This window comes from Janthinobacterium tructae (assembly GCF_006517255.1).
Classification (GTDB): Bacteria; Pseudomonadota; Gammaproteobacteria; order Burkholderiales; family Burkholderiaceae_D; genus Janthinobacterium; species Janthinobacterium tructae.
On sequence record NZ_CP041185.1, the window covers coordinates 2,704,360 to 2,727,130 of the forward strand.

General features: G+C 65.2%; 20 protein-coding genes. 4 read left to right on the plus strand and 16 right to left on the minus strand.

Features of this window, described 5'->3' with window-relative positions:
* Window positions 1-99: 99 nt before the first annotated feature.
* The 10 genes from pdeM to FJQ89_RS11890 all read right to left on the minus strand — a co-directional run bounded on the left by pdeM (window position 100) and on the right by FJQ89_RS11890 (window position 13,731).
* The gene (gene pdeM, locus FJQ89_RS11845; RefSeq protein WP_141170317.1) at window positions 100-789 is read right to left on the minus strand and encodes a ligase-associated DNA damage response endonuclease PdeM; all 690 of its coding nucleotides are present in this window, start codon (window positions 787-789) and stop codon (window positions 100-102) included.
* Entirely contained in the window at window positions 786-3,251 is a 2,466-nt protein-coding gene (locus FJQ89_RS11850; RefSeq protein WP_141170318.1) for a ligase-associated DNA damage response DEXH box helicase, read from the minus strand. The genes pdeM and FJQ89_RS11850 overlap by 4 nt, the downstream gene beginning before the upstream one ends.
* Window positions 3,248-4,888, minus strand: a complete 1,641-nt coding sequence (locus FJQ89_RS11855; protein WP_141170319.1) for an ATP-dependent DNA ligase — start codon at window positions 4,886-4,888, stop codon at window positions 3,248-3,250. The genes FJQ89_RS11850 and FJQ89_RS11855 overlap by 4 nt, the downstream gene beginning before the upstream one ends.
* Window positions 4,881-5,921, minus strand: coding sequence for a ligase-associated DNA damage response exonuclease (locus FJQ89_RS11860; RefSeq protein WP_141170320.1), 1,041 nt, complete (start codon window positions 5,919-5,921; stop codon window positions 4,881-4,883). Before FJQ89_RS11860 ends, FJQ89_RS11855 begins: the two co-directional genes overlap by 8 nt.
* 159 nt (window positions 5,922-6,080) lie before the next feature.
* On the minus strand, window positions 6,081-6,479 hold the full coding sequence (locus tag FJQ89_RS11865; RefSeq protein ID WP_099762835.1) for an MAPEG family protein: 399 nt from the start codon (window positions 6,477-6,479) through the stop codon (window positions 6,081-6,083).
* A 47-nt stretch (window positions 6,480-6,526) separates the two neighbouring features.
* Window positions 6,527-9,925, minus strand: a complete 3,399-nt coding sequence (locus tag FJQ89_RS11870; RefSeq protein WP_141170321.1) for a hybrid sensor histidine kinase/response regulator — start codon at window positions 9,923-9,925, stop codon at window positions 6,527-6,529.
* Window positions 9,922-11,046, minus strand: a complete 1,125-nt coding sequence (locus FJQ89_RS11875) for a hybrid sensor histidine kinase/response regulator (protein ID WP_141170322.1) — start codon at window positions 11,044-11,046, stop codon at window positions 9,922-9,924. Before FJQ89_RS11875 ends, FJQ89_RS11870 begins: the two co-directional genes overlap by 4 nt.
* Window positions 11,047-11,152: 106 nt before the next feature.
* The gene (locus tag FJQ89_RS11880; protein ID WP_141170323.1) at window positions 11,153-11,761 is read right to left on the minus strand and encodes a chemotaxis protein CheB; all 609 of its coding nucleotides are present in this window, start codon (window positions 11,759-11,761) and stop codon (window positions 11,153-11,155) included.
* Window position 11,762: 1 nt separating this feature from the next.
* Entirely contained in the window at window positions 11,763-12,608 is an 846-nt protein-coding gene (locus tag FJQ89_RS11885; RefSeq protein ID WP_180287881.1) for a CheR family methyltransferase, read from the minus strand.
* Between the two features lie 130 nt (window positions 12,609-12,738).
* Window positions 12,739-13,731 carry an aldo/keto reductase gene (locus FJQ89_RS11890; RefSeq protein WP_141170324.1) on the minus strand — a complete coding sequence of 331 codons (993 nt, stop codon included), beginning with the start codon at window positions 13,729-13,731 and terminating at the stop codon, window positions 12,739-12,741.
* Window positions 13,732-13,814: 83 nt separating this feature from the next.
* Here FJQ89_RS11890 and FJQ89_RS11895 point away from each other — a divergent pair, with 83 nt between their 5' ends.
* Entirely contained in the window at window positions 13,815-14,705 is an 891-nt protein-coding gene (locus FJQ89_RS11895; RefSeq protein WP_168208443.1) for a LysR family transcriptional regulator, read from the plus strand.
* 67 nt (window positions 14,706-14,772) lie between these two features.
* Complete coding sequence (locus FJQ89_RS11900) at window positions 14,773-15,282, plus strand: GAF domain-containing protein (RefSeq protein WP_141172761.1); 510 nt, start codon at window positions 14,773-14,775, stop codon at window positions 15,280-15,282.
* A 4-nt stretch (window positions 15,283-15,286) separates the two neighbouring features.
* Here FJQ89_RS11900 and FJQ89_RS11905 read toward each other — a convergent pair whose 3' ends face one another.
* Window positions 15,287-15,883, minus strand: a complete 597-nt coding sequence (locus tag FJQ89_RS11905; protein ID WP_141170325.1) for an O-methyltransferase — start codon at window positions 15,881-15,883, stop codon at window positions 15,287-15,289.
* 37 nt (window positions 15,884-15,920) lie between these two features.
* On the minus strand, window positions 15,921-16,811 hold the full coding sequence (locus FJQ89_RS11910) for a DMT family transporter (RefSeq protein WP_141170326.1): 891 nt from the start codon (window positions 16,809-16,811) through the stop codon (window positions 15,921-15,923).
* A 96-nt stretch (window positions 16,812-16,907) separates the two neighbouring features.
* On the opposite strand from FJQ89_RS11910, the gene FJQ89_RS11915 reads away from it, so the two are divergent.
* Together FJQ89_RS11915 and FJQ89_RS11920 are read left to right on the plus strand one after the other, a co-directional pair.
* Window positions 16,908-17,687: an AraC family transcriptional regulator gene (locus tag FJQ89_RS11915; protein WP_141170327.1), complete on the plus strand. Its 780-nt coding sequence runs from the start codon at window positions 16,908-16,910 to the stop codon at window positions 17,685-17,687.
* Window positions 17,688-17,778: 91 nt separating this feature from the next.
* Window positions 17,779-20,241, plus strand: a complete 2,463-nt coding sequence (locus FJQ89_RS11920) for a tetratricopeptide repeat protein (RefSeq protein WP_168208444.1) — start codon at window positions 17,779-17,781, stop codon at window positions 20,239-20,241.
* Here the strand turns inward: FJQ89_RS11920 and FJQ89_RS11925 are convergent.
* From FJQ89_RS11925 to FJQ89_RS11940, 4 genes are read right to left on the minus strand one after another with little or no spacing between them, the layout of a single operon-like run.
* The gene (locus FJQ89_RS11925; RefSeq protein WP_141170329.1) at window positions 20,238-20,882 is read right to left on the minus strand and encodes an FABP family protein; all 645 of its coding nucleotides are present in this window, start codon (window positions 20,880-20,882) and stop codon (window positions 20,238-20,240) included. The genes FJQ89_RS11920 and FJQ89_RS11925 overlap by 4 nt on opposite strands.
* 56 nt (window positions 20,883-20,938) lie before the next feature.
* Entirely contained in the window at window positions 20,939-21,337 is a 399-nt protein-coding gene (locus FJQ89_RS11930; protein WP_141170330.1) for a hypothetical protein, read from the minus strand.
* A gap of 1 nt (window position 21,338) precedes the next feature.
* Window positions 21,339-22,142, minus strand: a complete 804-nt coding sequence (gene map, locus FJQ89_RS11935; RefSeq protein WP_141170331.1) for a type I methionyl aminopeptidase — start codon at window positions 22,140-22,142, stop codon at window positions 21,339-21,341.
* 14 nt (window positions 22,143-22,156) lie between these two features.
* The gene (locus FJQ89_RS11940) at window positions 22,157-22,756 is read right to left on the minus strand and encodes a TetR/AcrR family transcriptional regulator (protein ID WP_141170332.1); all 600 of its coding nucleotides are present in this window, start codon (window positions 22,754-22,756) and stop codon (window positions 22,157-22,159) included.
* Window positions 22,757-22,771 lie beyond the last annotated feature (15 nt).

A 22,771-nucleotide genomic window follows, 5' to 3' on the forward strand; every position in this document is an offset into this window, starting at 1 on the left:
GGGGCGCAAGAAATAGGAGGATGGCAAGAGTGCATGTAGGATGAGTCCCGCCCACGGTGGCACATTTACTTTCAGTTTTCCACCAAAAGTACCAAACACTCAGCAGTTAGGGGGTATGGCAAAAATCGCCGCGTCGGCCGTCACATACACGCGTTCGCCAGCGGCAGGCCGTAGCGCATGGCCGCCCGTAAAGGCGCCAAACGCGGGCAGAATGGCATGCAATGGCCCCAGCAGGAAACACGGCAGGCGCAGGCCGCCACCGCGTGATCCCCGCCCTGTTGCGCGCAGATGAAACACGGGATGCACATGACCGGCCAGCACATAGCCGGGCGCCACGGTGTCCGGGTGATGGCAGAACGACAGATTGCCGACGCTGTGCGGTTCATCGACCATGCGGATGCCCAGCGCGGCGGCCGGATCGCCCGCGTGCAGGTCATGGTTGCCGCGCACCACCGTCAGGCGCACGTTGGAATGACGCGCGCGCCAGGCCAGCATCGCCGCCACGGTGGCGGGCGCATGCGCGGCGCGCGCGTGCAGGAAGTCGCCGAGAAAGACGATTTCCTCGCAAACATGGCTGGCCAGCAAGGCGTCGAGCGCCAGCAGGTTTTGCCTGGTGGTGCCGCGCGGCACGGGCACGCCCAGCGCGCGGAAGGCGGCCGCCTTGCCGAAATGGATGTCGGCGATGATCAGCATCCGGCGCGCCGGCCAGTACACGGCCTTGTGCGCCAATAGCCAAACGCTCTCGCCAGCCAGTTCCACCACGCAGTGCGCTGGGCGCAGGCCGCTCATGCGGCCGCCTTTTCCAGCACGTTCACCAGGCGCGCCACCCGGTCCGACAGTTTTTCCGTCGTCAGCTGTTCGCGGAAACGCTCGACCATCAGGCCGAAGGCAAATGGCGAGGCGCGCTCCAACGCTTGCAGGGAAATCTGCCGCCCATGCAGCTCGCGCAAGGTGGCGCGCAAACGCGTCAGTTCCAGTTCCTGCTCCAGCACTTCGCGCTGCGCCTGCGTGAGCAGCAAATTGGCCGCGTCGTGCTTGCGGAACACTTCAAAGAACAGCGAGGACGAGGCCTGCAGCTGGCGCGCGCTTTTCGGCTGGCCCGGATAGCCCTGGAATACGAGGCCGGCGATGCGGGCGATTTCACGGAAGCGCCGCTGCGACAATTCCGTCGCGTTCAGGCTGGCCAGCACGTCTTCCAGCAAGTTGTCCGTGCTGAGCAGGGCAATATCGGCGCCGCTGGCGGCCGTCAACAGCGACGCAAAATCAATGTCGTCCGCACCCAGCAATTCAAAGCCGTAATCGTTGACGGCGATCGACAAGGTGGCCGGCTGCACACGCGCGATGCGGTACGCCAGCAGCGACGCCAGTCCCAGGTGCACGGAGCGACCGGCGAATGGATACACGAACAGGTGATGGCCTTCGCGGCTGGACAAGGTTTCCACCAGCAGACTGGCGCGCGTGGGCAGGCTGGACCATGCCTGCTGGATGGCCAGCAGCGGCGCCAGCGCGCGCATTTCCGGTCCGCTGGCCTTCCCTTCTTGCGCCAGCTGCAACTGGTCCAGCACGGCATGCGCCAGTTCCGACGACAGCGGCATCTTGCCGCCCTGCCAGCGCGGCACGGCGCCGCGGCTGCCCGTGGCGCGCCGCACGTAGGCCGTCATGTCGTGCACGCGCACGAATTCCAGGATGCGCCCGCCAAACAAGAAATGGTCGCCCTGCTTCAGGCGCGCGATGAACGCCTCCTCGATGCTGCCGATGCGCCCGCCGCCGAGGAACTTGACCTGGATCGCCGCCTCCGAGACGATGGTGCCGATGCTCATGCGGTGGCGCCGCGCCAGCGCCACGTCCGGCACCCGGTACGTGCCCTGTTCATCGGGCAGCACGCGCCGGTATTCCGGATACACGGTCAGGCTTTGCCCGCCGCGCGCGACGAAGTCGAGCGCCCATTGCCACTCGTCCAGGCTCAGGTGACGATACGACCAGGCCGCGCGCACTTCCGCGTACAGCGCCAGCGATGCAAAACCGCCGCCCAGGGCGATCGTCACCAGGTGCTGCACCAGCACGTCGAGCGGCTTGTCCGGCACGGGGCGCGCTTCCAGGTGGCCCTGCGCCAGGGCCGCGCGGGCAGCGGCCGCTTCCAGCAATTCCAGGCTGTTGGTGGGCACCAGGGTGACGCGCGAAATGCGTCCCGGCGCGTGGCCGCTGCGCCCGGCCCGCTGCACCAGGCGCGCGATGCCTTTCGCGCTGCCCACCTGCAGCACGCGCTCGACGGGCAGGAAGTCGACGCCCAGGTCCAGGCTGGAGGTGCACACGACGGCTTTCAACTCACCCGTTTTCAGGTGCTGCTCGACCCACTCGCGCACTTCGCGGTCCAGCGAACCGTGGTGCAGCGCGATCAGGCCCGCCCAGTCGGGCCGCGCATCGAGCAGGTGCTGGTACCACAGCTCGGCCTGCGAACGCGTATTCGTAAACACCAGGGTGGTGGCGCTACCCTCGATCTCGGCGATCAGGGGCTGCAGCATCTGGATGCCCAAGTGACCTCCCCAGGGAAAGCGCGTCGGGTTCACAGGAATCAGGCTGTCGACGAGGATGCGCTTTTTAATTTTACCTTCCACCAGCACGCCATCGCTTTGTTCTCCCAACAAGACGTCCTGCGCCTGCCGCAGATTGCCGAGGGTGGCCGACAGGCCCCACGTCATCAAGGTTCCATTCCAGCGGCGCAAGCGGGCCAGCGCCAGCTGCACTTGCACGCCGCGCTTGCTGCCCATCAATTCGTGCCACTCGTCGACGATCACCGTTTCCAGCAGGCTGAAGCGTTCCTGCGCGTCCGCCTGGCTCAGCATCAGGGACAGGCTTTCCGGCGTCGTGACGAACACTTCGGGCCAGGCTTTCGCCTGCCGTGCCCGCTGCGCGGCGCTGGTATCGCCCGTGCGCGCCTCGATGCGCCAGCCGGGGGCGAGCTCCGCGCCAGACGCCTGCAAGGCGCGCACGGTGTCGGCCGCCAGCGCCCGCATGGGCGTGATCCACAGCACGCGCAAGCCCTGCTTTCTGCCCTTGCGCGCCAGACGCTCGGCACGCAGCAAGGCGCCGAACCACACGGCATACGTCTTGCCGGATCCCGTGCTCGCATGCAGCAGGCCGGAGCGGCCCTGTGCAGCGGTGCGCCAGACGGCGCGCTGGAAGGGAAAGATCGTCCAGCCGCGCGCGGCAAACCACGCGTCGATGCGCTGCGCCAGCATGCTTTTGCTCATGTGGCCTGGGCCAGCATGGCCTTCAGGGTGGCCAGGGTGTCCGCGTCGGCGATGGCCTTGTCTTCTCGCCGGCGCAAGATGCGGGGAAAGCGCACGGCGATGCCCGCCTTGTGGCGGCCGGATGCGGCGATGCCTTCGAAGCCGATCTCGAACACCATGGTGGGCTGGACGCTGCGCACAGGACCGAATTTTTCGATCGTCGTCTTGCGGATGGCCGCGTCCACTTGCGCGATCTCCGCATCCGTCAAGCCCGAATACGCCTTGGCGAATGGCACCAGCTTGCGTTCCTCGCCACCGCCACCACCCTCCTCATCCCATACGGCAAACGTGTAATCCATGTACAGCGACGCGCGCCGGCCGTGGCCCGCCTGGGCGTAGATCAGCACGGCGTCGATGGCATACGGGGCTATCTTCCATTTCCACCATGTGCCCACGTCTTTCGTGCGGCCCACGCCATACGCGGCCGAGACGGCCTTGAGCATCATGCCTTCCACGCCGCGCGCGCGCGATTCCTCACGGATGGCCGCCAGAGCGTCCCAGCTGGCAGCCATGATGCGCGGCGACAGGCGCAGCGCGGGCGCATCTACCTGTGTCACGACGCTTTCCAGCAGCGCGCGGCGCTCCAGCTGGGGCAGTTGACGGATATCCACGCCATCGAGTTCCAGCACATCGTAGGCTACCAGCACGGCGGGCAACTCGGCCAGCAGCTTGGGCGACACCGTCTTGCGGCCCATGCGTTGTTGCAAATCGGCAAATGCTGCCGGGACGTCGCCCGGCTGCCAGACGAGGATTTCGCCATCGAGCACGGTGCCCTCGGGCAAGGCCAGTTGCGCCAGTTCGGGAAAGCGCTCCGTGATCAATTCCTCGCCGCGCGACCACAGCCAGTTCACGCCCTCGCGGCGCAGCAGCTGGGCACGCATGCCATCATATTTCCATTCGACCAGCCAGTCGCCGACGTCGGCCAGTGTCGCCGGCTCCGCCTGCAAGGGGTGCGCGAGGAAGAAGGGGTAAGGCTGGCCGCCGCGCAGCGCATGTTCGCCATCCGACTGCGCGGCGATCAGTTTGAGAAAGCCCGCGCCCGTGGGGCTGACCTTGCCATCAGTCCAGCCCATCATGCGCTGGGCGATCAGCTTGCTGTCGACGGCGGCGATGGAGGCCAGCGCGCGCGTCACCAGCAGTTTGGACACGCCCACGCGAAAGCCGCCACCGATCAGCTTGATGAGTAAAAAACGTTCGCGCGTTTCCAGCTCGTCCCAGTAGGCCAGCAAGTCGGCGCGAATCGTGTCTGGCGCTGCGCCGCGCAACGGTGCGATACGCTGCTCTATCCACTCGGCCAGACCGATGTCGCTGCGCCTGACGGGCGCGGGCAGGATCAGGGCGATGGTTTCGGCCAGGTCGCCGACGGCGTGATACGCCTCGTCGAACAGCCAGGCATCAAGGCCCGCCCTTTCGGTGGCATACTCGCGCAGCAGTTTGGTGGGCACGGCCTGGCGCGGCTTGCCGCCGGCCAGGAAATACACGGCCCAGGCCGCGTTCTCGGGCAAGGCGCCGCTGAAATAGGCTTGCAGCGCCGCCAGCTTGCGGCTGGTGGAGGTGGTCTCGTCGAGCTCCGCGTACAACCGGGCAAAGTCACGCATGGGCGACGTCCCCCGCTGCCGTGGTCGCACCAGGCGCACCGTCATCAGCCTCGTCATCGCCATATTCCGTCTCGAAGCCGCCCGCCTGCCAGCCGTTCTGCTGCAGCCAGCGCACCATCACGGGAATCGAGCCGTGCGTGACGATGATGCGCTCGGCCTGCGTGGCCCGGATGGCTTGCATCAGGCCGGGCCAGTCGGCATGGTCGGACAGCACGAAACCACGGTCCACGCCGCGCCGCCGGCGCGCGCCGCGCAGCAGCATCCAGCCGCTGGCAAATGCATCGCTGTAGTCGCCGAAGCGCTTCATCCACGGCGAACCGGCCGCCGATGGCGGCGCGATCACCATCGCCGTCTTCAGCGCCGCCTTGTCCATGACGTCACTCACCATGACGGTGGCGGGCAAGGCCACGCCGGATTCGCGGTAGACCTGCGTCAAGGCCTGCGCCGCGCCATGGCAGATGATGGGGCCGATGCCGGCGTCCAGCCCCGCCAGGATGCGCTGCGCCTTGCCGAAGGCATAGCAGAACAGCACGCTGGTGCGCCCTTCGGCCGCATTCCTGCGCCACCACTGGTTGATGTCGTCATACACGTCCTGCGGCGCCTGCCAGCGGTAGATGGGCAGGCCGAAGGTCGATTCCGTGATGAAAGTGTCGCAGCGCACGGGCTCGAACGGCGCGCACGTGGGGTCGGGCTGCAGCTTGTAGTCGCCCGACGCCACCCACACTGCGCCGCCGTATTCCATGCGCACCTGGGCCGAACCGAGCACGTGGCCGGCCGGATGCAGCGACACTTGCACGCCATGGTGTGCGAGGCTGTCGCCATACGCGAGCGCCTGGATGGACACGGCGCCCAGGCGCGCGCGCAGCACCTGCTCGCCGGGCGCGGCGCACAGGTAATGCCGGTGCCCGACCCGCGCATGGTCGGCATGCGCATGCGTGATGATGGCGCGCTCGACCGGGCGCCACGGATCGATGTAGAACTGACCCGGCACACAGTACAAGCCTTCCTTGCGCACCACCACCATGTCCGCCATGCCCGACTCCTTACGAAAAACCGCGTTGGAATGGGCTAATTCTAGCGCGCTTGCGCTCAATCACTGTTCGACAGCGCACTATGGGTTCAAGCCGGTGCGACAAACTCGGCCATGAAGGTGCGCGTGGTGTTTTCCGGGAAGGCAGTGGTGACCTGGAATTCAGGAAGCGAACAGGATGGCCCAGAACAGCATCAGCAAGCCGGCAATCGACACGCACCACACGAGCGTACGCACGACGGGCACGCCAAACGCGTACAGGGGTAAATACAGCACGCGGGCGGCCAGGTACAGAGCCGCGCCGTACAGGGTCAGCGCGCTTTCCTGCGCCGTCACGTGGGCGATCAGCACGGCGGCGGCGAACAGGGGCAGGGTTTCAAACAAGTTCGCCTGGGCGCGCTGCAAGCGGCCCGTGATCTTGCCCACGGGCGGCCCGTCGCCATCGCGCGCGCTGACGTTATACGCCGTGCCCGTTTCGCGCGTGCGAAACAGCGCAGGCAGCAGGATTTGCACCAGCGCCAGCACCAAAGTGCAGCCCAGCATGGTCAGTTCAGGAGTCATCTTTACCTCTGCGGATGGGATAGGCAAGCCGTGCCGGCGCGTGCCCGTCAGGGTTGGTCGAGTGCTGCTTGTAATTCCGTCAAATCATACGGCTTGCGCAAGACACTGGCGGAAAAGCCCAGTTCATCCATCGATTCCTTGCCATAGCCCGTGGAAAAGATGATGCGCATGCCCGGTTTCTCGCGCAGCACCATGCGTGCCAGCGCGATGCCGGACATGCCGGGCAGGCTGACATCGGTAAACAGGATATCGAAGTCTTGCTCGTTGAGCAATTTCCACGCCGCCTCGCCATCGGACACGCCGCTGACCGTGTGGCCCAGCATACCCACCAGTTCACACACCATCAGCTGGGAATCGAGATTGTCTTCCACCACGAGTATCTTCATCGATGTCGGCATGTCCCCCTGCGGTTCGGGCGCATGGCCAGTCAGGTCCAGCCCCGGCGTGCCGCTTCCCAGCGCGCTGGCCGCCGTGCTGCCGCTTGCCGGAGAGCCGGCCACCGGCGCGCCGGACCGTTCAAACTGACGCGCACGCATTTGCTGCTGGCGGTTGGCCAGCACATGGCGCAGCTTGCGTGCCAGCTCTTCGCGCCGGTACGGCTTGCTGAGCAATTCCACGCCGGCGTCGAGCCTGCCCTCATGCACGATCACATCCTGCGCGTAGCCCGAGGTAAACAACACGGCGATGTCGGGCTGCAATTCGCGCGCCTGGCGCGCCATCTCCGTGCTGCTGACGGGACCTGGCATGATCACGTCCGTAAACAGCAAGTCGATCTGCGCGCCACTGTGCAGCACGGCCAGCGCGCTTTCGCCATCTTCAGCTCTCAGCACCGTATAGCCGAGCGCACCGAGCATGTCGACCACGGTGGTGCGCACGCCCACGTCGTCTTCCACCACCAGTACGGTTTCGCTGCCGCCCGTGACGACACCGCTCAACTCCAGTTCCTCGTCCGCTTCGGCCATCAGGGAACGGGGCAAATAGATTTTGACTCCCGTGCCCACGCCAGGTTCACTGTAGATGCGGATATGGCCGCGGCTTTGCGTGACGAAACCATACGCCATCGACAGGCCCAGGCCCGTGCCCGCGCCTTCCGGCTTGGTGGTGAAAAACGGCTCGAACGCGCGCTGCAGCACGGGGCCGCTCATGCCGCGGCCCGTGTCCGTCACCGACAGCATCACATACTGCCCCGCTGGCACATCCACCAGCTTGTGCACATACTGTTCGTCGAGCACGACATTGCCCAGCTCGATGGTCAGCTTGCCCGCGCCATCCATGGCGTCGCGCGCATTGATGGCCAGGTTCAGGATGACGTTCTCGATCTGGCTGCGGTCGACCAGGGTATTCCACAGCCCGCCGCCGCCCACCAGCACGATGTCGATCGCTTCGCCCATGGCGCGCCGCAGCAGCGCATCCATATTGCGCACCACGCGGGCCAGGTCGGCCACCACGGGTTTCAACGGTTGACGCCGCGCAAACGCCAGCAGGTGCGACGACAGCTTGGCGCCCCGCTCGACGGCAGCAATCGCCGTGTCCAGGCGCTGGCGCATGAGCCCATCCGAGCCCGTCAGGTGGTGCAGCAAATGCAAATTGCCGGAGATGATTTGCAGCACATTGTTGAAGTCGTGTGCGATGCCGCCCGTCAGCTGGCCCACGGCTTCCATCTTTTGCGCCTGGCGCAAGGCGTCTTCCGCCTTGGTGCGCTCACCCACTTCCTGTTCGACACGGTGTTCCAGCGTTTCGTTCAATTCATGCAGCGCTTTTTCCACGCGGCGCCGGTCCGTGATATCGGTCTTGACGGCGATCAGGGAACGCGTATGACCCTGCTCGTCCAGCAGACGGCTGACATTGCTCGACACCCACACCTGCGAGCCGTCGGGCTTCAAATAGCGTTTTTCCAGCGAGAAAGACTCACCCGTTTCCACCAGGCGCTGGAACAGTACGCTGTTGCCGGGCACATCCGCCGGATGCATGATGTCGTTCATGTTCAGGCTCAGCAGCTCTTCGGCCGAGCGGCCCAGCATGCGGCACAGGGCCCCGTTGACCCTCTGGAAACGGCCATCGAGGCCCAGCTCGGACAAGCCCACGGAGGCCTGGCCGAAAATGGCTGACATGCGCTCCTGGCTAGCGTTGAGTTCATCCTCGATCTGGCGCCGCTCCGTCACGTCGAACGAGACGCCCACGTAGCGGCGCTGGCCCGGCATGCGGCCGGCCACCACCTCGCCCTGGCGCGCGATCCAGCGCAGCGCGCCGTCGGCAGGGCGGCGGATGCGGTATTCCACGTATTCGAGGGGGTTGGGCGTCAGGTCCAGCTTGCTCGGTCCGACCTTTTGCTGGTCGCGCGCATCGACCAGACTCACCAGCAGGCGTTCCGTCACCTCCACCTCGTCGGCAAGACCCCACAGGCGGCGGAAGGTAGGCGACACCAGCATCGCGCCCTTCTCGGGGAACCATTCGAAGGTGCCGATGCCGCCCGCCTGCTGGGCCAGGCGCAAGCGCTCCTCGCCTTCCATGCGCTCGGTGACATCGATGCCTTCGACCAGGATGCCCGTGACCACCCCCTCGTCATCCTTGATGGGCTGGTACACGAAATCGATCTGGCGCTGGCCCGTCTGCCCATCCGCCGTCTGCAAATCCACTTTGACCTGGCGCCCCTCGTAAGGTTCGCCCGTGCGGTAGACCTGGTCGAGCAGTTCGATGAAGCCTTGTTCCTTGACTTCAGGCAAGGCCGATTCGACAGTCTTGCCCAGTAAATCGCGGTGGCCCACCAGGCGCAGATAATGTTCATTCGCCAGCTCGAACACATGCTGCGGCCCACGCAGCAGGGCCATGAAGCTGGGCGCCTGCTGGAACAGGGCGCGCAGCAGCGCGCGCTCCTCGCCCAGGCGGCGGTTGGCCGCGCGCACGGCCTCGCTTTCCGCCTGCAAGGTGGTGTTGAGTTGGCCCAGCTCGGCCGTGGCCAGCTTCAGCTGGCGCCCCTCTTCCATGCGCGCCGTCAATTCCAGCGCCGTGCACAGCACGCCGTCCACCTGACCGTCGGCGCCATGCACGGGCGTGTAAAACAGGTCGAAACAGACATCCGCGCGTTGTCCGCCGCGCAACAGCGGCAGGCTGCATTCACGGTGCACCTGCGTCTCGCCGCGCAATCCCGCTGCGAGGATGCGCGCGTTCCAGTCCCAGATTTCGGGCCAGACGGCAGGCACCGTGCCGCCCAGCGCCGCCGGATGGCGCGCCCCGGCGATCGGGATGTAATCGTCGTTATAGATCATGACGTGCTGCGGGCCCCACATCAGCACCATCGCCATCGGCGAATTGAGCACGATGTCGACACTGGTGCGCAAATGGGCGGGCCAGCCCTCCAGCGCGCCCAGGCTGGTGGCGCACCAGTCATGCTGGCGCACCAGTTCGCCCATGCTGCCGCCGCCGCGCGGCCAGGCTGGCGCGCTCATGTGGCCAGTCCCGCTTGCACGCGCACCTGGCACTGGCGCGGGATGCGCACCGTCGCCAGCGTGCCCTGCGTGGCCGTCGAACTGATCTCTACCGTGCCGCCGTGGGCCTTGACGAACATGTTCACCGTGTACAGGCCCAGCCCCAGGCCCTGCCCCGTACGGCGCTTCTCGCCCGCTTGCTGGAACGGCTCGAACAGGGTCGGCAGCAAGGCGGCGGGAATCACGCCACGGTTAGCGATGCGCAACTCAATGCAGTCGGCGGCGCGTCCGTCGAGGGCCAGTTGCACCGGCGTGCCCGCCTCGCCATGCGTGATGGCATTGCACAAGAGATTCGAGATGACTTGCGACAGCAAACCCGCATCGCATTGCCCGTGCAGCTCGCCGACACTGCTGACTTCGACCAGCGGGGCCTGGCCGGCCGTCTCGCATTCCTCGACGATGGCGCGCGCCAGCGCCAGGTAGTCGTGCGTGCTGGTGCGCAACTCCATCGTGCCGGAACGGATGCGCGCCAGGTCCAGCAGCTGGTCGACCATGCGCGCCATGCGCTTGGCACTGCTTTCGATGCGCTGCGCCGTGACGATCACCTTCGGGTGGTCGCTCATCATCGGCAACAGCATGGCGCCGTTCATCACCACCGACAGCGGCGTGCGCAAGTCGTGGCCCAGCACGGCCGTGAACAGTTCGTTGAGGTGCAGCGCATGCTTGAGCTCGTCGAGCTGGGCCGACAATTCACGCTTTTGCTGGAACAGCTGCACCAGCACCGCCACCTTGCTTTGCAAGGCTTTCACGTCGATAGGCTTGTACAGGAAATCGACGGCGCCCGCCTCGTAGCCACGGAAACTGTAGCTTGGTTCGCGCGATGCGGCCGTGAGGAAAATCAGGGGAATGCCGCGCGTGCGTTCGCTGCCGCGTATCAGCTCGGCCAATTCAAAACCGTCCATCTGCGGCATTTGCACGTCGATCAGGGCCAGGGCCACTTCATGCGTCAACAGCAGTTCCAGCGCTTGCGCGCCCGAACTTGCTTTCAGGATCACAATACCGGGCCGCGCCAGCACGGCTTCGGCGGCGACCAGGTTTTGCGCGATGTCGTCAACGACGAGGATATGGATAGGTGCGGTCACGGAATCATCTTCAGGCATCGCAACGGCAAGATGCCATCGTGTTTCGATATGAACATCAACATTGTTTCAATTTTCACATATATTACACGCACTGCCCCACTCCCATTCACTTGTATTCGCCAGCACCGAGCAAGGCCAGGCTGGCAGCCATCTGCGGCAAATCGAGCACCCGGTCTGCGCCAGCCAGCTTGAGCGCGGCGGCCGGCATGATGCCACAACTGGCCCGCGTTGGCTCCTGCACCCAGGCAGCGCCGCCCAGTTGCCGCACGCGTGCCAGTCCCGCCGCGCCATCGGCCGAGGCGCCCGTCAGGATGATGGCCAGCATGGCGCGCCGGTAGGCGTAGGCTGCCGTTTCCAGCAGGACATCGATGGACGGGCGCGAAAAATACACGGGTTCTTCCTGCGACAGGGAAAAACAGCCATCGGGTTCGATTTGCAGGTGGTAATCGGGCGGGGCAAAATACACGGTGCCGCCTTGCAGCGGCTCCTTGTCCTGCGCTTCGCGCAAGGGCAGCGCGCAGCGCGCCGCATACAGCTGCGGCAACTGGCTGGAGCGGCCCGGCGCCAGGTGCAACACCACCACCACGGTGGCGCGGCAGGTGGCGGGCAAGGCGCGCAGCACGATGCCCAGCGCTTCCACGCCGCCGGCCGAGGCGCCGATGGCGATCAGGCGCAGGCCGGCGGGCGGTGGCGCCACGTCGCAGGTCGGCAACATCTCAGGCCCGCTGGAAGATGCGTTCAGCCGGGCTCAGCTCGTTGAAGCTGGCGGAGTGGCGGCTGAAATGCAGGCTTTCCTTCATGCCCAGGCCCAGGAAGCCCCGGTTCACCAGCGCTTCGTGGAACAGGCCCAGGCTGCGGTCTTGCAAGTCTTTATTGAAGTAAATCATGACGTTACGGCAGGAAACCATGTGTACCTCCGAAAACACGCTGTCCGTCGCCAGGCTATGGTCGGCGAAGACGAACTGGCGCCGCAGGCGCCGGTCAAAGATGGCACCCTTGTAGGCGGCCGTGTAATAGTCGGACAGCGAGCGCTTGCCGCCGGCCAGTTGGTAGTTTTCGCTGAACTGGGCGATGCGCTCGACCGAATAGATGCCCGCTTCGGCGGCGGCCAGTGCCTCGACATTGATGTCGGTCGCATAAATCATGCTGCGCTCCAGCAAGCCTTCCTCTTCCAGCAAGATGGCCAGCGACCACACCTCTTCGCCGCTGCTGCAACCGGCAACCCAGATCTTGATGGAGGGATATGTGTGCAGGACTGGCACGACTTTTTCGCGCAAGGCGCGGAAATACGCGGGATCGCGGAACATCTCGCTCACTTGCACCGTAAAGAACTGCAGCATCTGCGCGAACATGGCCGGTTCGTGCAAGATACGGTCCTGCAATTGCGACAGGCTGGCGCAGCCGAAGCGCTCCATGGCCTGGCGCATGCGCCGGCGCAACGACGCCACGGAATAATCGCGGAAATCGTGCTGATAGCGCAGCAGTATTCCCTCAAGTAATAACTTCAGTTCGATATCGAAAATATCATCATCTAGCAATTTGACATCCACCCTTCTATCCATGCTGCATCCCCCCGGCCCCGCACCACTTCGCGGGTGCATGGGGCCAGCCGGAATGCTAGCAGATCACCGGCGATTATCGCGCAGCTAAAGCGCCAGTTAGGTACGCTGGCGTACGCTCGGCCCACTTTTTTCAGGCATCCACGCCCTTCATGCCCTCGTCCGTATAACGCGCCCCCGCCGCCATGCCCAGAGGAAAGGTGGCGTTCATCGCCGCCAGTTCCGCCCCGTCCAGCTGCACGGCCAGCGCGCCGAGGTTGTCGTGCAAATACGCGATGCGCTTGGTGCCGGGAATGGGGATGATGTCGTCGCCTTGCGCCAGCAGCCAGGCCAGCGCCAGCTGGGCCGGCGTGCAGCCTTTTGCGCGCGCCAGTTGCTGGACTTGCGCGACGATGGCCTGGTTGCGCGCCAGGTTGTCGGCCGCGAAACGGGGATTGAACTGGCGAAAGTCGCCTGGGTCGAGACTGGCCGCATCGGCGATGGCGCCCGTCAGGAAACCGCGCCCCAGCGGACTGTAGGCAAAGAAACTGGCGCCCACGTCGCGGCAGGCTGCCAGCACGCCCTGCTCCGGCTCGCGCGTCCACAGCGAGTATTCGCTCTGCACAGCCGCCACGGGGCAGATTGCCGCCGCGCGCCGCAAGGTGGCGGCGCTCACTTCGCACAGGCCCACGGCGCGAATTTTTCCTTCTTGCAGCAGTTGCGCCAGCGCCCCCATCGATTCTTCCAGTGGCGTATCGAGGTTCAGCCTGTGCAGGTAAAACAGGTCAATGGCCTCCACGCCCAGGCGCGTCAGCGACGCTACGCATGCCTGGCGGATATAGGCAGGGGAATTGTCGACGCGGCGCGCATAGCTGCCCGCCTCGCGCGCCAGGCCGCACTTGGTGGCGACCAGGGCTTGTCCGCGCCGGCCCTTTAAAAATCGCCCCAGCAATTGCTCGTTGTGGCCGAAGCCGTAGGCGTCGGCCGTGTCGAACAGGGTCACGCCCGCCGCCAGGGCCGCTTCCAGCGTGGCCAGCGATTGCGCCTCGTCCGTGGCACCATAAAATTCCGACATGCCCATGCAGCCCAGGCCCAGTGCCGAGCTGCTCAAGCTGCTATGGCCGATACGTCGTTGTTGCAGGTGCATGTTGATCTCCCTCATGTCAATGCGTCCAGTCTAGGCCGCGCCGGCTGGCGGGGGAATGTGCGATTTCGTGATACCTTTCTGGTATGAGAACCCTCGATACGCATGCCCTGACCCTGTTTTGCGCCGTCGCGCGCTGCCTGAACTTCCGCCAGGCGGCAGAGCAGTTGCACATGACCCAGCCGCCCCTGTCGCGCGCCATCCGGCTGCTGGAAGAGCGGCTGGGCACGCGCTTGTTCGAGCGCGACACGCAGGGCGTGGCCCTGACGCAGGCGGGCCGCACCTTGCTGCCGCAGGCGCTGCACATTCTCGATCTGCTGGAGTTGGCGCAAAGGTCGCTGCAGCAAGACAGCGCGCCCGCGCGCCTGCGCCTGGGCCTGACCAGTTCGGTGGAAGCCGGCCTGTTCCGCCCCCTGCTGGCGGCATTGGACAAGCAATTGGGCACCATGCGCCTGGAACTGACGGCGGCACCGTCGCCGCGCCTGGTCGCTGCCATGCGCAAGGGCCAGCTCGATGCGGCCCTGCTTGCGCTACCCAGCGCCACGTTCGAGCTGGCCGTGCAGCCGCTGGCGCGCCAGCCCATGATGCTGGCCCTGCCCGCAGGGCACCGGCTGGCGAAAAAGCGCAAGCTCAGTCTGAGCGACATCGCGGCAGAACGGATTTACTGGTTTGAACGGGCGCGCCAGCCCGCCTTTTTCGACCATTGCCAGCAGGTTTTTCGCCGCCACGGCTTCGCGCCAACTTTCCTGCGCGAAGCGATGGACCACCATGTGCTGCTCAGCGATGTGGCGGCCGGCAAGGGCATGGCGCTGCTGGCCGATTCGTTCCGCGCGCTGCGCCTCGCTGGCGTGATCTACCGGCCATTGCTGGAGGGCGAGGAGCTGGCGGCCGGCATCGGCCTGGCCTGGCACGAAGAGCACGGCCATGCGGCCCTGCCCCTGCTGCGCCAGCTGGCGCAAGAACATCTGGCAAAGTGAAGGCCGCGCGCGGAGGCGCCAGACGCGCTACCATAACGCCTTCCCCATTTTGCGCGCCACCACGACCATGACGTTTACCCTCAGCGACGCCGCCTACGGCACCGATACCCCCGAAGCCAAGCAAGCCATGTATGCGGACCTGCGCTCGCAGCTGCAAGGCTTGCTGTCGGGCGAGAGCGACTTCATCGCCAATACAGCCAACTTCAGCTCGCTGGTCTTCAACACCATGCCCGGCTTGAACTGGGCCGGTTTTTATTTCCTGAAAGGCGAGGAACTGGTGCTGGGACCGTTCCAGGGCAAGCCGGCCTGCATCCGCATCAAGAAGGGACGCGGCGTGTGCGGCACCACCGTGGTCGAAGGCAAGTCCATCGTCGTGCAGGATGTACACGCGTTTCCCGGTCACATCGCCTGCGACGTCAATTCCCGCTCGGAACTGGTGGTACCCGTCTTTGCGCAGGGCCACATCATCGGCGTGTTCGACCTCGACAGTCCCCTGGTCGGCCGCTTCGATGATATCGACGCGCAAGGCGTCGAATCGCTGGTGCGCGTGCTCGAAGCGGCGATTGTCGCCGAGTAAATAGCTAGTTGCCGGACTTGACGGCGATGAATTCGCCCTTGCCGACCGTCGCCAGGCACGTCGTATAGCGGCTGTCGGCGCGGATGGCTTCGATAAAACCGGCCATGTCCGCGTAGTGCGAACTGGCATTGTCGACCACCAGCACGCCGCCGGCCGCCAGCGCGCGGTCCAGCTGCGGCCACCATAGGGCGTATTGCTGACGCGCGGAATCGAGGAAGATAAAATCGTAGGCGCCGTCCGCCGCATCGCGCAGCACGTCGCCCGCGTCCGCCAGCAACTGCCCGATCACGCCTTGCAATTGCGCGCGCGCAAAGTTGGCATGCGCCATGTCGAACTTGTCCTGCGCCTTTTCCACCGTCACCACGCTGCCGCCCAGCGAGCGCGCCGCGCGCGCCAGCCACAGGGTGGAATAGCCGTTCGAGGTGCCGATTTCCAGCACCCGGCGCGCGCCGCGCGCGTGCACCAGCACGGCCAGCAATTCGCCCGTGTCGCGCGTGATATTGAGCATGCGGCTGGCGCGCTCGGCATGTTCAGCATCATTGGCCAGACCGAACGCTTCCAGTTCGTCCAGCAGGGTATCGATGGTATCGGCGCTTGCCATGATGGCTCCTTTGCAAAATACCAGCATAGCAAAAATACTACACTTGTGCGCGCCTCAATGGGCGTTTCAGGGTTTGCACCATCAGCACGCCCAGCAGCGTCACGCCGCCACCGATCACATCGTAGCTATGTAATGTTTCACCCAGGAACAGCATGGCGATGATCACCGTGAATACGGGCAATAGATTCATTAATGTCGTCGCGCGGCTGGGCCCCAGCTTGGCCAGGCCGTGCATCCACAAAAACGGCGCGATGATCGAGGCGGGAATGCCGGCAAACAGCACCAGCGGCAAGCCGGCGCTGGTGACGGGCGGCGCGGACTGGCTCAGGTAATACACGAACAGCACGGGCACGGCGCACCAGACCTGGATCAGCAAGGAATGCCAGTTATTCAGGGGGATCTTCCAGCGCTTGAGCAGCACGCCGTAACCCGCATACGACAGGCAAGCGAGCAGCATCAGGGCGTCGCCCACGGCCGCGCCATGGGCGAGCAGCGCGGCCGGGTCGCCATGGCTGAGCAGATAGCCGAGTCCCAGCAAGGACACGATGCCGCCGAACACGCCACCCACGGTGGGCGCCTCTTTCAACACCAGTACGGACAGGCCCACGGCCAGCAGCGGCATCATCGACGCCAGAATGCCCATGTTGGTGGCCGTCGTCGTCTGCGCGGCGATGTAGGCCAGGCACTGGTACATGACCATGCCCAGCATGCCCAGCACAAACAGCTTCCCCAGATACGGTTTCACCACGGACCGCTGTTTCCACACGGGGCGGGCAAACACGAGCGCCAGCAGCACGCCGGCCAGCAGCCAGCGGTAGAACGAGATGGCGGCCGGATCGATCACGCCGACAGCCATCTTGCTGACGATGGTATTGATGGCCCAGATCAGCACGGCAATCACGGGAAACAGATAATGCTTGGCTTTCATGCAAGTAACTCCACTATTCAATGACGGCCATTTTCGCATGGTCCGATTCCATGGATATAATGAAAACCGGACAAACGATGCGAAGAACAGGACAAGATGGCCAGCAACCAGCATTTCCCCGCCGTTTCCGACACCCTGCCCTACCCCGTGTACTTTCGCCTCGACGATTATCACGCGCACCAGCAATTCGATTACCAGAGCCATCCCTGGGGCCAGCTCACGTATTGCTCCACGGGCGTGATGGAAATCATGGTGGCGGGCCAGCGCTACCTGTCGCCACCCCAGTACGCCGTGTGGATACCGCCCGAAACCTTGCACGACGGTTATATCCGCCAGGATGTCGTGTTTCACTCGGCCTACATCGACGCCAGCCTGTGCGACCGGCTGCCGGCGCAGCCATGCGCGCTGGTATTGAGTCCCTTGCTCAAAGCCATACTCGGCGACTTCGCCGGTCGGGGCGTCACCACGCCCGCCACCGAGGCCGACCAGCGCCTGGCGCAAGTGCTGGTCGACCAGTTGCAGCTGGCGCCGTGCAGCCGCAACTACCTGCCCGGCAGCGACGAGCCCGTCATCGCGGCGCTGCTGGCGGCCCTGCAGGCGGAGCCGGGGAGTAACCGCTCACTTTCCGAGTGGGCCGCGCAATTGCATGTGACCGAACGCACGCTGGCGCGCCGCTGCCAGCGCGAACTGGGCATGCCGTTCGGCGAATGGCGCCAGCGCCAGCGCTTCCTGGCGGCCCTGCCCCTGCTGGAACAAGGCGACACCGTGCAGGCGATCGCGCTGGAACTGGGCTACAGCACGGCCTCGGCCTTCATCGCCATGTTTCGCCGCCAGAGCGGCGGCACGCCGGACCAGTTCCGCCGCGGCCTGCGCTGAAAAAGCCAAACCTGGCCTCCGCTTTGTCATGGTTTGTCATATTGGGATGCTAAAATCCAAACATCTTTCCAGAGAGCAAAAGGACGCGCGCATGAATTCCAGCACTGAAACGGCCCATGACACCCCAGGCAGCGAGGATGCGCCGCAGGTGACAGAGATGACCGTGACGGCGCCAGCGCCCATCCGCCTCGACAAGGAAGACATCCCCACCGTGCTGGGCAAGCTGCGCACGCTGGTGCAGGACAAGACGCGCTTCGAGCCGCAGGACATCACGCCGCTGGGCGAGGAAGATGCCTTGCAGGATTTTTCGCTGCAGGCGAACTACGCGCTCGAAGCGCGCTTCGAGCAGCGCGTCATCAATGGCTACTTCACGCCATCGGGCAACGACTGCCGCTGTGGCTCCCACGAGGTGGGAGCGCTCGCTCACGCGCAGGAGAAGGAGCGGCTGCGCCGCGCGGCGGGCAAGCTCGACAATGCCTTGCGCCAGGCGGGCCAGGCCTACAATGGGATCGAGGCGGGCGTCTACCTGCCGCACGCCGTCAAGTACTGGCACCTGGACACCTGCAACAACTGTCATGGAAAAGGCCGCATCAGCTGCCACACCTGCCACGGCTTGACCACGGAAACCTGCTGGAGCTGCCATGGCGGGCGCACCGTCAGCTGTGACGCGTATGGCTGCTACGGCAGCGGCAAGGTGTCGTGCTCGTATTGCAGCGGCAGCGGCTCGGTCGCCGAGCAAGTCACCGATTACGTCACGGTGCAGGTGCCCACGACCACCTACAGCAACGGCAGCTCGCACACCAGCTACCACAGTGAAACGCGCACGCAATACCGCACCGAGCATCGCAATTGCTACCATTGCAGCTACGGCAAGGTCACGTGCAACAGCTGCCACGGTTCCGGCAACATCAATTGCGGCACTTGCCGCGCCAGCGGCAGTGTCACCTGCCGTACCTGCAGCGGCGTGGGGGACTTGCGCTGCAACCCCTGCGACGGCTCCGGCAAGGTGGGCAAGGCGGCCTGGGTCGACGTGCACGTCGCGCCCGGCTACAGCGTCAGCCTGCCCAAGCAGGCGCCCGACGACGCACGCCGCATCCGCGACAAGGAGAGCGTGCACTCACTGGCGGCTATTGCCAGCAGCCTGGCCCTGGCAAAAGTGAGCATTTACAATGAAGACCAGCCGCAGGAAGTCGACGCCCTGTACGCAGGCAAGCTGCGCATCGTGCGCCTCGATGCATCGTGCAACGCCGAAAAGCACCACCTGGTGGCGTACGGCACCGACTTGCGCTGGCTGACCCTGGACGACATCGTGGAAAAGCTGCTGCGCGGCGACCTCAAGGCGCTCAGCGACGCGCTGGCCGGCAGCGCCGACGACGGCCTGTTCTCGGCCCACGTGCAGGGCTTGTTGACGCCGCTGCGCGACGTGGCAGCCTCGGAGCTGAATGCGGACGTGATCGAGTCTGTCCTCAGCGGTGACGCAGACCACGCGCACGTCGATGTCGTCTCGGCCGAGTATGCGCAGAATGTGCGCACCTGCGTGCTCGGTGCCTTGCGCCAGGTCTACACGCGGCTGGCCAAGCAATTCTGGTGGAAAAGCGCACTGGCCGCGCTGGCCGCCGCCATCGCCACCTGGTTCTTTGCCGGGCGCGGTGCCGCCGCCGTCGCCGGCCTGCTCGTCACGGGCGCCGCCTACTGGCTGTTCAACCGCAAGGTCAAGGCCGTGCTGAGCGAGGCGCTGGGCGGCGAGCAGCAGGCCGAACGCGCCATGCGCATCGCCGGCAAGGGCCGCCGCAACCAGCTGGCGCAAGTGCTGGTCCTCGCGCCGGCCAGCCTGGCCGTGCTGGCCGCCAGCTATGGCTTGCCCATGCGCGTGCGCCCGGTTTCTGCGCCGCCGCAAACGGCCATGGCCTCGGCGCCCGTCGCCTCCCATGCGCCGGCCGTCGTACCGCAGGACGCGAGCAGCGCCAGGGCCGTCAAGCTGTACGAAAATGGCGACAAGGTACAGGCACTGGCCATGCTGGAAAGCCTGGTCGGCAAGGGCGACGCCGGCGCATATGGGCTATATGGCTGGATGCTGCTGATGGGCGAAGGCAAGAGCGGCCCCGCCACCGCGCCAACGGCGCAGCAGCGCGAAGCGCGCCAGGTCGCCGCCAAGCCCCTGGTCGGCAAGGGCTTGCTGAAAAACGACAGCTATGCACTGACGGCGAAGGGCGTGATGCTGGCCGAAGGCTGGCAAGAACCGCGCAACATGGCGCGCGGGCTCGACTTGCTGAAACAGGCCGCCAACAAGGGCAATACGCAAGCCATGCACTTGCTGGGCCTGTACCACGTGCGCGGCTACCAGATCCCGGTCAACCACGCGGAAGCGCGCAAATGGTTCACCCTGGCCGCCGACAAGGGCAGCGCGGGCGATATCTACAACCTGGGCCTGATGGACTGGGAAGGCGCTGGTTTGAAACGCCCGGACCGCGCCAGCGCCATGCAGCGCTGGAAGATCGCCGCCGCCATGGGAGAAGAGCGCGCGATTAAGGCTGTAGCGCAAGGCAAACCTTAAGCTGCTGCCAGCGCCTGCAAGGCCATCGGGTTGGGCGTCGGCTCGCCGATTTTAGTCAGCAGGTTGCGGTCCGTGTGGTGGAAGGGTTCGTCCTTGCCGCGGATCAGCATGACCGTGTCTTCATCGTAGCCCCAGGTGCCGTCGGCGTGGATGTCGACCTTGATGCGGTATTCGACGGTGGTGAACGCGTGTTCGAGGAAAGGGTTCGAGCAGATGCCGTAGGCCGTCGAATCGCGCCTGGCCACCAGTTCGAAACTGCTGGCGTCCGCCGTCGTCGTGCCCGACGCCATGGCGATCTGGCCGCGCGGGATGGCCAGGGTCTGGATCACGGTGCCCGTGGCCGGCTCCCACAGCCAGTAGCCGACCTGTTCATGGTAGGTTTTTACCTGATCCGGCTTGGTGATGTGGATGTAATAGCGCAAGCCGTAGAACAGTTGCGGGCCATTGGTGACGGGATCGATCGGCTGCAGTTCGATGCGCTCGACAAACGCCTGCTTGCGCGGGCCGTCCGCTTTCGGCTTGACGTCCAGGCCGCGCGTGCCCGTCCAGATGCCGGCCATGCCGGTCAATGGGCCCAGGTTGTTCAGGGTATGCACGTCGGCGGACGGCTCGGTGTAGATATCTTCGGAAAAATCGCTCATGCGGAAGTCTTCAAAATGGGGCAACAGTGCTTGCCGCCATTGTAAGACGCAGGCCGCTATCCGGGAAAGAGCGCGATGTGGCGTTCGATGAACAGCAAGGCGGCTGTCGCCAGCGCGGGGCGCTGCGCCTCGAACACCGTCGCGTCGCGCGCCTGCAGCAAGTTGGCGGCCACCTCGGGCAGCAGCAAGTCATCGGCGATCAGCACCGCCACCGCCCCAATGTTCGCGTACAGCGCGCTGTCAAAGCCTTCCCAGTCCACATAGGCCAGCCACTCGGCCAGCATCACCACGCCAGCGACGGGCGGCGCCAGGGCCGCGATGCGATCCAGGCGCAGCACGCTGTCGCTGCGGATGCCTTCCTGCTGCAAGACCGCCAGCGCCACCTGCTGCAGCGCGTCCTCGGCGTCGTGCCGGTGCTGGTTCAGCAGGCGCTGCGTCAGGCTGGCGCTGTGCATCTCAGACCAGCGGATCGGGCAAACCGGTCAGGGTGAAGATTTCAAAACCCGTTTCCGTCACGGCCAGCGAGTGCTCGAACTGTGCCGACAGCGAACGGTCTTTCGTCACCGTCGTCCATTTGTCGGGCAAGACCTTGACCTGGTAGCTGCCCACGTTGAGCATCGGTTCGATCGTGAAAATCATGCCCGGTTCGAGCACGATGCCGGTGCCGGCGCGGCCATAGTGCAGCACTTGCGGCGTATCGTGGAAGACCTGGCCCACGCCATGTCCGCAGAAGTCGCGCACGGAAGAAAAGCCCTGCGCCTTGGCCACCGCTTCGATGGCGGCGCCCACGTCGCCCAGGGTGGCGCCAGGGCGCACCGTATGGATGCCGGCCATCATGGCGTCATACGCCGTGTTGACGAGGCGGTTGGCCAGGATGGACACGGCGCCCACCTTGAAGGTGCGGCTGGTGTCGCCGAACCAGCCCTGGAACTTCGGCGTCACGTCGATGTTCAGGATGTCGCCCACTTTCAGGAATTTCGTTTCCGACGGGATGCCGTGCGTGACCACGTGATTGACGGAGATGCAACTGGCGTGCTTGTAGCCGTGGTAGTCGATGGTGCCGGGGATGGCGCCGGCGGCGCGCATGAATTCTTCGCACAGGGCGTCGAGCTTGGCCGTCGACACGCCAGGCTTGACGAAGGGCGTGATGTAATCGAGCGTGTCGGCGGCGATGCGGCCGGCCGCGCGCATGCCGATGAAACCTTCTTCGTCGTGCAGGGGGATTTTCTTGCCGTGTTCAAGCTGGGTGGAATAGCGCATGGATGTCTTCTTGGTTAATGTGATGTGGTGTTTAAGGCCCAGCCGCGCACGGCGTCGTGCGAGGCGCGCAGCATGGCGTCGACACTGGCCGGTATCGGCCGCTCCTGGGTCAGGTAGGGCTTGACGACGGCCACGGGGGCGTCGATCAGCACGAATTTGAGCAGCATGTGATCCAGGTCCAGCTCCGTGGTGGCGGGCATGGCTTCGGCGCAGCGCACAAAGCAGGCGTCGAGCGCCGCCTGCTCCTCTTCCACGGCGGCCAGCAATTGCTCGCTGAGGCCACTGCTGAAATCGGGGCTGTCCGCGCATTGCAGCAGGAAGCGCGCATACACGGGCTTGCGCCGGCACCAGTCCAGCAAGCCGTGCACGCCGGCCCAGGTGTCGCCGCCGAGCCAGCGGCTGGCCACTTCCTCGCGGAAGTCGCTCTTCACGCGCAGCCAGGCGCGCGCCAGGATGGCGTTGCGCGAGTCGAAGCGGTGATACACGGAACCGATGGGCGCACCGGCCTTGACGGCGATGGCGGCCATCGACACGGCGCCCACGCCGCACTGGGCGGCGACGGCAATCGCGCTGTCGATGAAGTTGTTTTCGTTGAATTTTGCGAGTCTGACCATTCAAATAGAATACAG